Origin of the sequence: Pseudomonas jilinensis, assembly GCF_003586265.1 — a bacterium.
Classification (GTDB): Bacteria; Pseudomonadota; Gammaproteobacteria; order Pseudomonadales; family Pseudomonadaceae; genus Halopseudomonas; species Halopseudomonas phragmitis.
Genome location: NZ_QJSA01000009.1, coordinates 28,598 through 42,870 on the forward strand (window position 1 = coordinate 28,598; position 14,273 = coordinate 42,870).

At 63.7% G+C, this 14,273-nt stretch carries 14 protein-coding genes and 1 riboswitch; all 14 genes read right to left on the reverse strand.

Going from position 1 to position 14,273, the window contains the following annotated elements:
• Nucleotides 1-327 precede the first annotated feature (327 nt).
• The 14 genes from C2846_RS10900 to C2846_RS10965 all read right to left on the reverse strand — a co-directional run bounded on the left by C2846_RS10900 (nt 328) and on the right by C2846_RS10965 (nt 14,268).
• Nucleotides 328-1,062, reverse strand: coding sequence for an adenosylcobinamide-GDP ribazoletransferase (locus tag C2846_RS10900; RefSeq protein WP_119701452.1), 735 nt, complete (start codon nt 1,060-1,062; stop codon nt 328-330).
• Nucleotides 1,050-1,628, reverse strand: a complete 579-nt coding sequence (locus C2846_RS10905; protein ID WP_119701453.1) for a histidine phosphatase family protein — start codon at nt 1,626-1,628, stop codon at nt 1,050-1,052. Before C2846_RS10905 ends, C2846_RS10900 begins: the two co-directional genes overlap by 13 nt.
• Nucleotides 1,625-2,680 carry a nicotinate-nucleotide--dimethylbenzimidazole phosphoribosyltransferase gene (gene cobT, locus C2846_RS10910; RefSeq protein ID WP_119701454.1) on the reverse strand — a complete coding sequence of 352 codons (1,056 nt, stop codon included), beginning with the start codon at nt 2,678-2,680 and terminating at the stop codon, nt 1,625-1,627. Before cobT ends, C2846_RS10905 begins: the two co-directional genes overlap by 4 nt.
• A complete protein-coding gene (gene cobU, locus C2846_RS10915; protein WP_119701455.1) occupies nt 2,677-3,198 on the reverse strand; it encodes a bifunctional adenosylcobinamide kinase/adenosylcobinamide-phosphate guanylyltransferase in 522 nt (173 codons plus the stop codon). Before cobU ends, cobT begins: the two co-directional genes overlap by 4 nt.
• A complete protein-coding gene (locus tag C2846_RS10920) occupies nt 3,195-4,652 on the reverse strand; it encodes a cobyric acid synthase (RefSeq protein ID WP_119701456.1) in 1,458 nt (485 codons plus the stop codon). Before C2846_RS10920 ends, cobU begins: the two co-directional genes overlap by 4 nt.
• A complete protein-coding gene (cobD, locus tag C2846_RS10925; RefSeq protein WP_119701457.1) occupies nt 4,649-5,671 on the reverse strand; it encodes a threonine-phosphate decarboxylase CobD in 1,023 nt (340 codons plus the stop codon). Before cobD ends, C2846_RS10920 begins: the two co-directional genes overlap by 4 nt.
• Entirely contained in the window at nt 5,664-6,572 is a 909-nt protein-coding gene (gene cbiB, locus C2846_RS10930; RefSeq protein WP_119701458.1) for an adenosylcobinamide-phosphate synthase CbiB, read from the reverse strand. The genes cobD and cbiB overlap by 8 nt, the downstream gene beginning before the upstream one ends.
• Nucleotides 6,572-7,363, reverse strand: coding sequence for a cobalamin-binding protein (locus C2846_RS10935; protein WP_119701459.1), 792 nt, complete (start codon nt 7,361-7,363; stop codon nt 6,572-6,574). The genes cbiB and C2846_RS10935 overlap by 1 nt, the downstream gene beginning before the upstream one ends.
• Nucleotides 7,360-8,010 carry a 5,6-dimethylbenzimidazole synthase gene (bluB, locus tag C2846_RS10940; RefSeq protein WP_119701460.1) on the reverse strand — a complete coding sequence of 217 codons (651 nt, stop codon included), beginning with the start codon at nt 8,008-8,010 and terminating at the stop codon, nt 7,360-7,362. The genes C2846_RS10935 and bluB overlap by 4 nt, the downstream gene beginning before the upstream one ends.
• Nucleotides 8,007-9,299, reverse strand: a complete 1,293-nt coding sequence (locus C2846_RS10945) for a cobyrinic acid a,c-diamide synthase CobB (RefSeq protein WP_119701461.1) — start codon at nt 9,297-9,299, stop codon at nt 8,007-8,009. Before C2846_RS10945 ends, bluB begins: the two co-directional genes overlap by 4 nt.
• Complete coding sequence (gene cobO, locus C2846_RS10950) at nt 9,296-9,907, reverse strand: cob(I)yrinic acid a,c-diamide adenosyltransferase (RefSeq protein WP_080050940.1); 612 nt, start codon at nt 9,905-9,907, stop codon at nt 9,296-9,298. The genes C2846_RS10945 and cobO overlap by 4 nt, the downstream gene beginning before the upstream one ends.
• On the reverse strand, nt 9,904-10,482 hold the full coding sequence (locus C2846_RS10955) for a hypothetical protein (RefSeq protein ID WP_080050941.1): 579 nt from the start codon (nt 10,480-10,482) through the stop codon (nt 9,904-9,906). The genes cobO and C2846_RS10955 overlap by 4 nt, the downstream gene beginning before the upstream one ends.
• A 745-nt stretch (nt 10,483-11,227) precedes the next feature.
• Entirely contained in the window at nt 11,228-13,045 is a 1,818-nt protein-coding gene (btuB, locus tag C2846_RS10960) for a TonB-dependent vitamin B12 receptor (protein WP_119701462.1), read from the reverse strand.
• A 115-nt stretch (nt 13,046-13,160) separates the two neighbouring features.
• Nucleotides 13,161-13,403, reverse strand: a riboswitch (cobalamin riboswitch).
• 67 nt (nt 13,404-13,470) lie between these two features.
• Nucleotides 13,471-14,268, reverse strand: a complete 798-nt coding sequence (locus tag C2846_RS10965) for an ABC transporter ATP-binding protein (RefSeq protein WP_119701463.1) — start codon at nt 14,266-14,268, stop codon at nt 13,471-13,473.
• Nucleotides 14,269-14,273: the final 5 nt, after the last annotated feature.

The following is a 14,273-nucleotide window of genomic DNA, read 5'->3' on the forward strand; positions in this document are numbered from 1 at the left end:
CCATTCCTGGGCACGTTGTTCCAGCAGTTCTTCCACGTAATCGTTCATTGCTTATCTCCTGATTGTCATTCGAGTGGAACACAAGGGACCTCTGAAAAACGTAGGCGAGGCAGGCAAGACAAGGCAAAAACAGCCGAAAAAGCGCAGTTTACGTGGTGTAAATGAGCATTTTGAGGCTGTTTTTAACGCAGCATTGCCAACGCAGGTAGTTTTTCAGAGGTTCCATAGGTTCCTTGCCTGAAATTAGGCGCCCTGTATGACAATGGGATGAAGATGAATGAGAAAAGTTCCGTTTTGCTAGTGTTTTTGGCAATAAAAACACAGAAATTACAAGCTAATCGCTATTGAGCACCCCACCAGTACCGTCACCTCAACCAGTTCCACCAAGGCTCCGGCGGTGTCGCCTGTAGTGCCGCCCAGACGTTTGAGCAGCAGCGCTCTGCCCCAGGCCAACAGCAGCAAGGTCAACAGCAGCCCGAGCAATGCCAGCCAGCCAATCAGCAGCATGGCCAACGCATGCAGGATCAGCAGTGCCGGCAGGCTGCGCCGTGGCAGATGTTGACTGAGGGTATGCCCCAGGCCGCCAGGGCGCACGTAGGGGGTGGTCAACAGCAGCAACGGCAGACACCAGCGGCCAAGCCAGGGCGCCAACAGCAGCACAGCCCAGGCCTCAGCGTCGATCAGGCTGATCAGTGCCGCCCACTTGAGCAGCAGGCACAGCACCAGGGTGATCACCCCAATGGGCCCGCAGGCCGGATCTTTCATGATCGCCAGGGTCCGTTCACGGTCGCCATAACCGCCTACCCAGGCATCGGCGCTGTCGGCCAGACCGTCCAGGTGCAGGCCGCCGCTGAGCCAGACCCAGAGCACCAATAGCAACGCCCCCAGCAGCAACGGATTCAATCCGCCCAGCCCCCAGTACACAGCCGCCAGCAGCGCACCGATCAACAGCCCCACCAGCGGATACCAGAGCAGCGAACGGCCGTTTTCCTCGGCCGTGGGCAGGCCCGGCAGGCGAATCGGCAGCCGGGTCAGAAACTGCAGGGCGATCAGCAGGGGCATTCGTACAGGACTCCGCCAGGCTCGCAGCGCAGACGGCTGAGCTGGGCATGTTCGACCTGAACCTGCAGCAGCGCCTGGGGCGCCAGACCACGAGCCTTGGCCAGCAGCAAGCGCATGACGCCGCCATGGGTGACCAGCAGCAGATGCTGACCACTGCGCTGCTGTTGCAGGCCGGCCAAGACGCTCAGTACCCGTGACTCGAAGTCAGCCAGGGGCTCGGCGCCTGGGGGTGTGAAAGTATAGGGGTCATCCCAGAACCGACCCAGAGCATCAGCCTGATCCTGCATCAGCTCGGCCGCACTGCGGCCTTCCCAATCACCGAAGTGCAATTCGCGAAAGGCCGGTTCCAGCACCAGCGGCCGATTCAGTTGACGCGCCAGTTCAAAGGCAAAATCTGCGCAACGGCGCAGCGGCGAGCTGATCACCGCATCCCAGTCAGCCCTGCCGCAGGTGGCAGTCTGCATTTGCTGCCAGCCAGCGGTCGTCAGGTTGTCGTCGATGCTGCCGCGAAACCCGCCACCCAGCTCTGTCTGGCCGTGGCGCAACAGGTCCAGGGTCAGAGTCACCTTGCCCCTCCGGAAATCGCCGCTTCGCTAAAGGTCGCCATCTGGTTGTGCAGTGCACAGGCTGCCCGCAGCAAAGGTACAGCCAGCGCCGCGCCACTACCCTCGCCCAGGCGCATGCCCAGGCTCAGCAGCGGTTCGGCATCGAGCGCGGCGAGCACTGGACCATGCCCAGGTTCAGCCCCCTGATGACTGAACAGCAGCCAGTCCCGACAGGATGGGTTCATGCGGATCGCACACAAGGCCGCCACCGAACAGATGAATCCATCGACCAGAACCGGCACCCCGAACTGACTGGCGGCAATAAAGGCGCCAACCAAAGCGGCAATTTCCAGCCCGCCAAGCCGGGTCAGGCAATCCAGCGGGGTACTGCAGGCCGGCAAATGCAGGGATAGCGCCTCGTTGACTATCCGCGCCTTGTTGGCAAGCCCCTGGGCGCCAAGCCCGGTACCGGGGCCAACCAGCCGCTCGGCGGGCAGATCCAGCAGGGCGCAGGCCAGGGCACTGGCTGCGGTAGTGTTACCAATCCCCATTTCGCCACCGATGAACAGGTGCGCGCCCTCACCGGCCGCGCCCAGCAACACCTGTCGACCAGCCAGCAACGCCTGCTCGCACTGGGCCTCTGTCATAGCCGGCTGACAGCGCAGGTTGGCTGTGCCGGGCGCGATCGCCAGATGGCGGACACCGGGCAAGGGCTCGATCGGTACAGCCAGGCCCAGATCGATCAGTTCGAAGCTGGCTCCCAGTTCACGGGCCAACACATTGATTGCCGCGCCCCCGGCGACGAAATTGCGCAGCATCTCGCCGGTTACCGACTGGGGAAAAGCCGAGACGCCTTCGGCCACGACCCCATGATCTGCGGCAAAAATGCTGATCCAGACACGATCAACCAAAGGATTGGGCTGGCCCTGCAAGGTTGCCAGCTCGATTGCCAGGGTTTCCAGTCGCCCCAACGAACCTGGGGGTTTGGTCAGCTGAGCCTGACGGCTGCGAGCCTGCTCGGCGACCGGTTCATGGGGCCGGGCAGCTGATTGACTCCACCAGAGCGCACTCATGTTTGGCCTCCCTTGAGGATCATTGGCAACCCAGCCACGCAGAAACTGACCCGCTCGCAACGTTGCGCCAGGTCCTGATGCAGCCAACCGGCTTCATCGACATAGCGCCGACTCAACTCGCCCAGCGGCACAATCCCCATCCCGGTTTCATTACTGACCAGAATCACTTGCCCTGGCAGTTCGCTCAGACACTCCAGCAGCGCCTGGCGCTCGTGCTGAAGGCGTTGCGGATCGCTATCGAGCAGCAGGTTGGTCAGCCATAGGGTCAGACAGTCAACCAGCAGGCAGCGCTGTGGATCGGCCTCACGGCGCAGTACCCGGGCCAGAGCCAGAGGTTCCTCAACCAGCCCCCAATCAGCCGGCCGGCGTTCACGGTGCTGACGAATGCGTTCGGCCATCTCGGCATCGTGCGCCTGGCTGGTGGCGATATAGGTCACCGCTAGCCCCGAGGCCTGGGCGCGCTGCTCAGCAAGCCGGCTTTTGCCAGATCTTGCGCCACCTAAAATCAATTCAATCATTGAGTTACACCGCAGAGCTTGAGCAGTTTGTTGGTATCCAGATGCTGCTCGACCAAGTCCGCCAGACGTTCAATATCACGCGCACGCAAGGCCGGATAATCCAGTGCCGCCGCCTGCTCCTGCCCGGCCCAACGCAACAGTGCGGCACTGGCCTCAGGGTGCTCGAACAATCCATGCAGATAGGTGCCGGCAATCTGCCCGTCGTTACTCAGTGCGCCATCGGCTTCGCCGCCGTCCAGCAGTGCGAATGGCTGGGCCAATGCCTTGCCATGGCTGCGTCCGGCGTGAATTTCATAACCCTGAACCTCGGCCCGCTCCAGGCACAGGCGACCACGCACTCGGGTCAGGCGCTTCTCGGCTTCCAGCCGGGTGCTGAAGTCCAGTACGCCTAGCCCGGCACTCGAACCAGCCTCGCCCTCCAGCCCCAGCGGGTCATCCACCCATTCACCGAGCATCTGAAAGCCACCGCAGACCCCCAGCAACTTGCCGCCATAGCGCAGGTGGCGACGAATATCGGCATCCCAACCCTGCTGCTCGAGAAACGCCAGATCACTGCGTACGCTCTTGGAACCAGGCAGGATGATCAAGTCGGCGGCGAGCAACGGTTGACCTGGGCCGACGAATTGCAAATCGACCTGCGGATGCAGGCGCAGCGGATCAAAGTCGGTATGGTTGCTGATGCGCGGCAGCACCGGCACCACCACCTTCAAGGTATCGCCCTGCTTGCCTGGCTGGCGGGCATTGACCGCATCCTCAGCCTCGATATGCAGATCATGCAGATAGGGCAATACGCCGAGCACCGGCTTGCCGGTGTGTTGCTCGAGCCAGTCCAGCCCCGGTTGCAGCAAGGCGATGTCACCGCGAAAACGGTTGATGACAAAGCCTTTTATCCGCGCCTGCTCACTGGCGGACAACAAGGCCAGGGTGCCGACCAGATGGGCGAAGACGCCGCCCTTGTCGATATCGGCAATCAGGATCACCGGGCAGTCGACCGCCTCGGCAAAGCCCATGTTGGCGATATCGCCGGCGCGCAGATTGATTTCCGCCGGCGAGCCGGCGCCTTCGACCAGCACGGTCTGATACTGCTGGCGCAGCCGCTGATGCGAGGCCAGCACCGCCTCCAGGGCGATGGGTTTGTAGGCGTGATAGGCCACGGCATCCATGCTGCCCACCGGGTGGCCATGAATGATCACCTGAGCGCCGATATCGGTATTGGGCTTAAGCAGCACCGGGTTCATGTCGGTGTGCGGATTCAGCCCGGCGGCTTCGGCCTGCACCGCCTGGGCACGGCCAATCTCGCCGCCGTCGATGGTCACCGCCGCGTTCAGCGCCATGTTCTGCGGCTTGAACGGGGCCACGGCACCCCCCTGGCGTGTGAGCCAGCGGCACAGCGCGGTGACCAAGGTGCTTTTGCCGGCATCCGAGGTGGTGCCCTGGATCATCAAGGTGGTCATAACGCAGATTCCTCCTGAATCAACTGCGGTGCCGGCAGAGCTAGCCCTTGCAAGGCCTGCTCCAGCCGGCTCCAGCCCGTTTCATTGCCGGGCAGGCCGATGCGCAGCGCTGCCGGCTGACTGAACAGCCGGGTCAGAATACCCTGCCCGGCCAGTGCCTGATGCAGGTCTGCGGCGTCCGTGCGACAAACCCACTGAAACAGTGCGCAGCCACCGTCCGGCGTCAGGCCGCAGGTACTCAGCAATTGCTGCAAGCGCTGGCCTTCACGCTGTAGCCGCCAGCGCCAGACCTGCTGGGTATCGCGCTCTGCCAGCACCTGCTGGGCAACAAAGCGGGCCGGACCATTCACCGTCCAAGGGCCCAGACGCTGGTTCAGACGCGCCAGCAGCGCGGTGTCGGCCAGCACAAAGCCCAGGCGGGCACCGGCCAGGGCGAAGAACTTGCCCAGTGAACGCAATACGATCAGCCCCGGCCGGTCGCTACAGGGCGCCAGACTGTACTCGGGTTGCAGATCGGCAAAGGCCTCATCGACCACCAGCCAGCCGCCGCGCTCAGCCAGCTCGGCCTGCCAGGCCAGCAGGATTGACGGGGCCAGCAGGCGACCGGTGGGGTTGTTCGGGTTGACCAGCACCAGCACATCGTAATCATCCAGCGGCGGCAGGCCCTGCTCCCGTTCATCCCAGACCTGTACCTGGTGCCCGGCCTGACGCCAGGCCTGGGCATGTTCGGCATAGCAGGGCCCGAGCACCCGCACCCGACAGGCCGGGCGCAGGCTCGGCAAGGCCTGAATCGCTGCTTGTGAGCCGGCTACCGGCAGCAGCGCCGGGGCTTGATAGTAGTCACGGGCGACCGCCTCCAGACCGTCATCCAGTTCCGGTAACCGACTCCAGCAACTGGCCGGCACCGCCGGCAGCGGCCAGACCCAGGGCGCCAGCCCGGTGGACAGGTCCAGCCAATCGTCCAGAGCGATGCTGTATTGTCGTGCGGCCTGGCGCAGCCGCCCACCATGCTCAAGCATAAATCAGCCCCCAGATGATCAAGGCCAGCAACAACCACAGGGCCACACCCTGACGCACCAGCCACACGGCGCGGCCAATATCCGCGGCCATCGGTGGCCCGCCGGCGCCCAGCATGGGTTTGCCTTGCCATTGGCCGTGATAGTAGCCTCCGCCCCCCAGTTGCAGATTCAGCGCCCCGGCCCCGGCGGCCATGACCGGGCCAGCGTTGGGGCTGTCCCAGTGCGGCGCCTGGCGGCGCCAGCAGGCAAGCGCCTGACGGGTACGCCCACAGAGTGCATAGGTCAGGGCCGCCAGCCGCGCCGGCAGGTAGTTCAGCACATCATCCAGCCGCGCCGCCGCCCAGCCAAACTGTCGGTAGCGCTGGTTGCGGTAGCCCCACATGGCATCCAGGGTATTGGCCAGGCGGTAGAGCACTACCCCCGGCGCACCGAGCAGGGCAAACCAGAACAGCGCGGCGAATACCGCATCGCTGCCGTTTTCCAGCACCGACTCGGTGGCCGCCCGGGCCACACCTTCGGCATCCAGTGCCGAGGTGTCGCGGCTGACGATATAGCCCACCCGCTCGCGTGCCAGCGGCAGATCGCCCGCAGCCAGTGCCTGGGCGATCGGCAGGGCATGTTCGCTGAGGCTGCGCAAACCAACCGCCAGATACAACGCCAGCACCGCCACCAGCCAGCCGATCCAGGGCAAGGCGGCCAGCACGGCGGTCAGCAGGGTCAAAGGCACGACCGCCAACAGCCAGGCCAGCACGCCGTGCCAGCGGCTGGCGGCTGGCCGGTTCAGCCATTGTTCCAGCCGGTTGGCCAGCCGGCCAAAACCGACCAGCGGATGCCAGCGTTTCGGCTCACCCAGGAGGTGGTCGAGCAGCACCCCGGCCAGCAGCAGCGGCGCCAGGCCCATCAGCGCTGGCTCCAGTCCCGGATCAGGCCATGCAATTGCGCCAGGCCGATGGTCAGCGCGGAGATGCCCGGCTGCAGGATATCCGGCGACTTGATCTCGAACAGCTGCCCGTCACGAACCGCCGGCACGGTCTCCCAGCCGGGCCGCGCAACCACCTGCTCGGGGCGGAAACGCTTGCCGCACCAGGAGCCGACAATGATCTGCGGGGCACGGCGTACCACGTCCTGCGGGTCGGTGATGTAACGCTGGCGGGCTCGAGGGAACTGGCTGAGTTCGGCAAAGCAGTCCTGGCCACCGGCAATCTCGATCAGCTCACTGACCCAGCGGATGCCACTGATCAGCGGCTCGTTCCACTCCTCGAAGTACACCCGGGGGCGAGCCGGCAGTGACGCCGCCTGGGCCTGGACCTGCTCCAGCCCCTGCCGCAACTCGGCTACCAGTTGCTCGGCGTGGGCATTGGCGTGCACCAGCGCACCCAAAGTCTCGATCATGCGGAAAATGCCGGCGATATCGCGCTGGTTGAACAGGTGCACCTCCAACCCTTCACGCGCCAACTCGGCGGCGATATCGGCCTGCAGGTCGCAATAGCCGATCACCAGATCCGGCTTGAGTTCGAGGATTTTCTCGGTCTTGGCGCTGGTGAAGGCCGACACCTTGGGCTTTTCCTTGCGTGCCTGCGGCGGGTGCACGGTAAACCCGGAAATCCCGGCGATGCGCTCCTGCGCGCCGAGGCGATAGAGCACTTCGGTGGTTTCGGTAGACAGGCAGACGATGCGTTGCGGCCCCTTCATGGCGATTCTCCCCAGTGATCGGTATACACCAGCTCGGCCATCGGACGGGGTGCGGCCCAGCCTTGTTCGACCAGCATCGGCTGGTCATAGAAGGCGGTGACCGGGCCCAGGCACAAGATCGCGACCGGCTCGGCGTCGGCCGGCAAACCCAGCAACTCGGCCACGGCCTGCGGGTCGAACAGCGATACCCAGCCCAGCCCCAGCCCCTCGGCGCGGGCCGCCAGCCACAGATTCTGGATGGCACAGGCCAGCGAGGCCAGATCCATCTGCGGCAGGGTGCGGCGGCCAAACACATGGGCCTCACGGCCTTCCGGCAGCGCCGCGACGAGCAATTCAGCGCAGTCGCGGATACCTTCAACCTTGAGCTGCATGAAGGCGGCGCTGCGCTCACCCAGCGCCTCGGCGGTACGCAGCCGTTCCTGTTCGACCAGACTGTGCAACTGCTGGCGTAGCGCCGGTCGGGTGATGCGAATAAAGCGCCAGGGCTGCATCAACCCCACGCTGGGTGCCTGATGCGCCGCTTCAAGCAACTGCGCCAGCAGCTCGGGAGCAACCTCACCACCACTGAAATGGCGCATGTCACGGCGCTCACGGATCACCCGGTAAATGGCCGCGCGCTCCGCATCGCTGTAGCGCGGGCTGCTCATGGCGCAAACAGAGCCGCGGCCGCCTGCGGGTTACCCGGCAGATAGCAGTGAATGTAGGACGCCGTCAGCCGGCCCAGACGCCAGACCGCTTCGCTGGTGCGCTTATAGTTCGGGCACTCGCCACGCACCAGCGGCTCCAGCGCACACTCGATCGCCGAATGGTGATAGGTATGCCCGCGCAGCGACCCTTCCGGCAACACCACTTCCTGCAGGGCCAGCGCGGTCAGGCGCGGCTGCATGGTCGCCGTCGCCGGCAGCAGGCCGAGCATCTCGCCGCTATGGCCCTGTATATCGGTCAGACGCTGACACAGATAGAGCATGCCGCCACATTCGGCGTGAATCGGCTTGCCGGCGGCATGGTGGGCGCGGATAGCCGCCGCCATCGCCGTATTGCCGGCCAACTGATCCAGATGCAGTTCGGGATAACCACCGGGCAGATACAGGCTATCGACCGCCGGCAGGGCGCTATCGGCCAGTGGCGAAAAGAAACACAGCTCGGCACCCAGCGCTTCAAGCAGATCAAGGTTGGCCCGGTAGATGAAGGCAAAGGCCGCATCCCGGGCAACGCCAATGCGCACACCGGCCAGCAAGGATGGCAACTGCGGGGCGTCCACCGGGGCAAAACTCACGGCTGGCGGCAGTCGGGTGTCGGCACTGGCGGCCAAGGCATCGGCGGCGGCATCCAGCCGGGCATCCAGATCAGCCAGCTCCGCCGCCTGCACCAGCCCCAGGTGTCGGCTTGGCAGCTCCACCGCGGCATCGCGGGTCAAGGCACCAAACCAGGCGATGCCAGCGGGCAAACAGTCACGCAGCATCTCGCCATGGCGGGTACTGCCGACCTTGTTGGCCAGTACCCCGGCAAACGGCAGATCGGGCTGATAGCTGGCCAGCCCGTGGGCCATGGCGCCGAAGGTCTGGGCCATGCCCGAACCGTCGATCACCGCCAGTACCGGTACGCCGAAATGCCGGGCCAGATCAGCCGCCGAAGGGGTGCCATCGAACAGCCCCATCACCCCTTCGATCAGGATCAGATCATTCTCGCGTGCGGCCTCGGCCAGCAGGCGCTTGCTTTGCGCTTCACCAATCATCCACAGATCAATCTGATGCACCGGCTGGCCGCTGGCCCGAGCCAGAATCATCGGATCGAGAAAGTCCGGCCCGCATTTGAATACCCGCACCCGCCGGCCCTGGCGACTGTGCAAACGCGCCAGTGCGGCGGTGACGGTGGTCTTGCCCTGCCCCGAGGCCGGAGCGGCGATCAATACGGCCGGACACTCAAGCTGACTCAAAACTCTACCCCCTTCTGCGCCTTGATACCGGCCTTGAAGGCATGCTTGACCATGCCCATCTCGGTTACCGTATCGGCCACCTCCAGCATCGCCGCCGGAGCCCCGCGACCGGTCACCACCACATGCTGGTGAGGCGGTCGGCCAGCGATATCCGCCAGCACCTTATCCAGCTCCAGATACTGGTATTTGAGCGCGATATTCAGCTCATCGAGAATCACCAGCGCTACCGCCGGGTCGCGCATCAGCTCGACAGCCACCGCCCAGGCCGCCTGGGCCTTGGCGATATCGTCCTGACGGTCCTGGGTTTCCCAGGTAAAGCCGGCACCCATCACGTGATAGCGCACCTGCTCTGGGAAACGGCGGAAGAACGCCTCTTCGCCGGTGCTGCTGGCGCCCTTGATGAACTGCACGATACCCACCTGCATGTCGTGCCCCAGGGCACGAGCGGCCATACCGAAGGCCGAGCTGCTTTTGCCCTTGCCGTTGCCGCTGAGCACCAGCAGCAAGCCGCGTTCGTCCTGCGCCGCGGCGATCTTTTCATCGACTACCGCTTTCTTGCGCTGCATGCGCTGGCGGTGACGCTGATCGCGCTCGCTCGGCTCGCTCATGCCTTGCGCCCCTGACCCAACAGCCCTTGCTGAGCCAACAGACGCAACACCACATACACGGCGCAGGCCGCCGCCACGTACATAACCAGCGTGCTCAGGTATTGCGGGTAATAAGTAGCGATCCGTTCAAGCATGCCGGTAAAGGTCGGGGCTTCGTAACGCCCGGAGAAAAAGTAAAACCCACCACTGGAAAACAAACTGCAGATCAACGCACCAGTGGCCACCGTTGGGGCCAGGATCAGCAGAGTTGCCGGGTGGTCACGGTGCCAACCCGCGTACAAACGGCCGGCAAACCACAGGCTGCCATAGGCGGGCAGCAAGGCCCAATAGGCGATGGTCATGCAGTGATGGCCGGCGTTGGTCCAGCCGACACTGAGCACGTCCATGACCACAGCCTGCAGAAACAGCAGCGGAAACGCCCAGCGCGGACGCAAAAACACCCCAGCCAGGAAAAATACCGCCCAGGAAGCGCTGGGCAAGTTGACCACACTGAAGTGACTGCCACGGGTCATGGCCATCAGCAGCACCAGTACGGCGCCAACAGCCAGTTGGCTGCGTTTGGATAGTACGATCATGTCATCCTCCTTGGATGGGTGTAGATATTCGGTTCAACTGCTGTCATTACGTCATTCCGTCTTCCCGCTACCCCGTTACGTCATTGCGAGCCGCGCAGCGGCGCGGCAATCCATGGTCCGGGCCCACCACCGGGGCACGTGGATTGCCACGGGCCTGCGGCCCTCGCAATGACGAGGGTGAGACAGACCCTTTCCCCCTTTGCAATGACGAGGGTGAGGCAGGCCTTTTGCCTTGCTCTCGCACTCGGGCCCACCCCCGCTACTCCGTCATTGCGAGCCGCGTAGCGGCGTGGCAATCCATACGCCGGGCTCACCACCGGGGCAGGTGGATTGCCGCGGGCCTGCGGCCCTCGCAATGACGAGGGTGAGACAGACCCTTTCCCCCTTTGCAATGACGAGGGTAAGGCAGGCCTTTTGCCTTGCTCTCGCACTCGGGCCCACCCCCGCTACTCCGTCATTGCGAGCCGCGTAGCGGCGTGGCAATCCATACGCCGGGCTCACCACCGGGGCAGGTGGATTGCCGCGGGCCTGCGGCCCTCGCAATGACGAGGGTGAGACAGACCCTTTCCCCCTTTGCAATGACGAGGGTAAGGCAGGCCTTTTGGCTTACTCTCGCACTCGGGTCCGCCCCGCTACTCCGTCATTGCGAGCCGCGTAGCGGCGTGGCAATCCATGTGCCGGACTTACCGCCGAGGCACGTGGATTGCCACGGACCTGCGGCCCTCGCAATGACGAGGGGCTCGCTTTACAGCATCTGGTAGCGCACGGTCAGATAGCCGGCCCGGCCTTGCTGCTGATAGCTGGCAGCGGTTTCGTAGTCGGTATCGAACAGGTTGCTGATCCGTGCCTGCACTCGCCACTGGTGGCTGAACCAGTACTCGGCGCGCAGGTCGACGGTGTTGTAGCCATGCAGGTCGGTGGTATTAGCGGCGTTGTCCCAGCGCCGGCCTTCGGCGTGCAGGCTGGCGCCGACGCCTACCCGGCCAAAGCGGCGGTCGACATCCAGGTTGAACAGTTGCTCGGCGCGGCGGGCCAGCAGATCGCCCTGGTTGGCGCGCTTGGAGCGGTTGGACGGGTCCTGCAGGGTCAGGTTGCTGGCTACATCCCAGCCCCACCAATGGCCGGCCAGTTCCAGCTCGATACCCTTGATCACCGCCTTGTCGACGTTCTCCGCCAGCCAGATGCCGCCACCCATGTTGACGCTGGCGATCAGGTCTTCGACTTCGTTGCGGAAGACATTGACGGCCCAGGTACCCCAGTCATGCTGGCCACGCAGCCCAAGCTCGTAGTTGCGCGAGGTCTCTTCCTTGATATCGGGGTTGCCGAAGCCGGGGAAGTACAACTGATTGAAGGTCGGTGCCTTGAACGCGGTGCCGTAGCTACCAACCAGTTGCAGGCTGTCCGTCAGGCTGATGCCGTAACCGATGTTGCCGGTGGTGTGATCACCGTGCTGCTGGTTGTCGTCATGGCGCAGGCCAAGCTGCCATTCATGAATACCACGCTGACCCAGATACTGGGCGTAATAACCCTTGTTGGTGCGCCGGCCCTTGCTGTAGTCGGTGCTGCTGCTGACCTCGTCGATCAGATGGTCATAGCCCAGGGTCAGCACCTGGCCCGGCGCCAGATCGATATCGTTCTGCCAGCCAAAGCTGTCGCGGCGGGTATCGAAGCGGCTGGTGAAGGTGCTGCCGTTGAAGTTGTCGCTCTTGTCTTCGCTGCGTGCGGCCTGCAGGGTCACGCGCCACGGATCAAGCGGAGCAAAGCGGGCATTGAGAGCGTGGGTCTTGAGCACCGAATCCGAGTTGGCCTTGAAGCCGGAGTCAAAGTCATTGCTGGAGTGGGTTTCCAGTACCTGGCCATCGATCTCCAGGCCATTGGCAAAGCGGTAGCCTGCCTTGAGGTTGGCCGAGAGTTCGCGGTAGCCGTCGTTGTCCGGATCGCCACGGCCCGGGCGCGCATCTATGCCCCGGGTCGACAGACTGCTGACACCCAGGTTGTACCAGGCGTTGCCGAAACCGCCAGACACACCCGCGCTACCTGCATTGTGGTTGCGGCTGCCGGTGGTCACCGAGGCCCAGGGCTTGGGATCGCCCTTGCTGCCCTGGCGGGTGAAAATCTGGATCACCCCACCAATGGCTTCCGAGCCGTAGAGGCTGGAGCGCGGACCACGGACAATCTCGATCCGCTCGATCTGCTCCATTGGCAAATTCTGCAACGCAGCATTGCCGCTGGTGACCGAGCCAATGCGCACGCCGTCGATCAGCACCAGTACATGGTCACTGTTGGTGCCGCGAATACCGATGCTGCTGGACTTGCCCGGACCGCCGTTGTTGACGATGCTGACGCTCGGCGTGCGGCGCAGCAGGTCCAGGGCATCGGTGGCTTGCAGGCGTTCGATATCGGCCCGTTCAATGACCGTGACCGCAGCCAGGTTGGCGGCAATCGATTGGTTGGTGCGGGTTGCGGTAACCACCTGGCTGTCCAGGTGCAGGGATTGGGCATGGGAAAAGCAGGCGCTGGCCATCAGGGCCAGTGCCAGCGGCGTGCGCGGCAACATCTTCATCTGTTCGCTCCGTCGTACTCACCCGTACGACATTGAGTAGCTGGGTACACGCGGCGAAGCGAACAGGCAGACAGCCAGACGAACAGAGGCCATACACCCGCAGAGCCCGCCGCACTGCTGTGACATGCATCAGGCCGGTCTCCGGGCTCACGAGCGGACAGTGTCCGATGATCCGACCTTCCCGTGCGTACACAGTGGTCATGGGGGATCATCTGCCGCGTCACACCCCTATGGGTGGCGGGCACTCGTTTACCGTTGCGGGGGCAGCGCCGGAATTGTTCCGTATCAAGGAACGCACCGGCTTCCCAGTTTCACCCTAAGGCCATTGGCCAGGGGCACCTGAAGCGAGGCGAAGGTTAGAAGTTTTGCCCTGGGGCGTCAATGAAAAAAGGGGGAGCCAAATGTCGCAGCGCCCCCCCTGTCCATCAGGCCGTAGCCTTTTTGCGTTGTTTCTCATAGAGAAACCGCAAAACTGCCTGGCGGTACTGGTTGTACTTGGGATCCTCGGCCAAGGCGATGCGATCACGCGGGCGCGGCAGATCGATGTCGAGAATCTCGCCGATGGCCGCCGACGGGCCGTTGGTCATCATCACGATGCGATCAGACAACAGTACTGCCTCGTCGACATCGTGGGTGATCATGATCACGGTATTGTGCAATTCGGCCTGGATACGCATCACCTCGTCCTGCAGGTGCGCACGGGTCAGGGCATCCAGGGCACCGAACGGCTCGTCGAGCAGTAGCACCTTGGGCTGCATGGCCAGCGCCCGGGCGATCCCGACCCGCTGTTTCATACCACCGGAAATCTCGCCAGGGCGTTTATCCAGCGCATGGCCCATATGCACCATGTTCAGGTTGTGGCGAATCCATTCGTCACGTTCACTGCGACTCTTGCTGCGACCGAAGACCTTGTCGACGGCAATCTGCACGTTCTCGTAGACGGTCAGCCAGGGCAGCAGCGAGTGGTTCTGAAACACCAGGCTGCGATCCGGACCGGGCCCGCTGACTTCCTTGCCGTCCAGAATCACCACACCACTACTGGCCTCCAGCAGGCCGGCGACGATGTTCAGCACAGTGGACTTACCGCAGCCGGAGTGACCAATGATGGAAATGTATTGCCCGCGCTCAACCTGCAGGTTGATATCGCTCAGCACCTGACTGGTCACGCCGCCACGGCTGAAGCTTTTGAACACCTTTTCGATACTCAGATAGGACTTGCTCATGATGA

What these genes read in the sequence shown, in the direction of transcription:
- C2846_RS10900 (WP_119701452.1), bottom strand. Translation starts at nt 1,062, where the DNA reads ATGCCCCTGCTGATCGCCCTGCAGTTTCTGACCCGGCTGCCGATTCGC.
- cobT (WP_119701454.1), bottom strand. Translation starts at nt 2,680, where the DNA reads ATGAGTGCGCTCTGGTGGAGTCAATCAGCTGCCCGGCCCCATGAACCG.
- cobU (WP_119701455.1), bottom strand. Translation starts at nt 3,198, where the DNA reads ATGATTGAATTGATTTTAGGTGGCGCAAGATCTGGCAAAAGCCGGCTT.
- C2846_RS10920 (WP_119701456.1), bottom strand. Translation starts at nt 4,652, where the DNA reads ATGACCACCTTGATGATCCAGGGCACCACCTCGGATGCCGGCAAAAGC.
- cobD (WP_119701457.1), bottom strand. Translation starts at nt 5,671, where the DNA reads ATGCTTGAGCATGGTGGGCGGCTGCGCCAGGCCGCACGACAATACAGC.
- cbiB (WP_119701458.1), bottom strand. Translation starts at nt 6,572, where the DNA reads ATGGGCCTGGCGCCGCTGCTGCTGGCCGGGGTGCTGCTCGACCACCTC.
- C2846_RS10935 (WP_119701459.1), bottom strand. Translation starts at nt 7,363, where the DNA reads ATGAAGGGGCCGCAACGCATCGTCTGCCTGTCTACCGAAACCACCGAA.
- bluB (WP_119701460.1), bottom strand. Translation starts at nt 8,010, where the DNA reads ATGAGCAGCCCGCGCTACAGCGATGCGGAGCGCGCGGCCATTTACCGG.
- cobO (WP_080050940.1), bottom strand. Translation starts at nt 9,907, where the DNA reads ATGAGCGAGCCGAGCGAGCGCGATCAGCGTCACCGCCAGCGCATGCAG.
- C2846_RS10955 (WP_080050941.1), bottom strand. Translation starts at nt 10,482, where the DNA reads ATGATCGTACTATCCAAACGCAGCCAACTGGCTGTTGGCGCCGTACTG.
- btuB (WP_119701462.1), bottom strand. Translation starts at nt 13,045, where the DNA reads ATGAAGATGTTGCCGCGCACGCCGCTGGCACTGGCCCTGATGGCCAGC.
- C2846_RS10965 (WP_119701463.1), bottom strand. Translation starts at nt 14,268, where the DNA reads ATGAGCAAGTCCTATCTGAGTATCGAAAAGGTGTTCAAAAGCTTCAGC.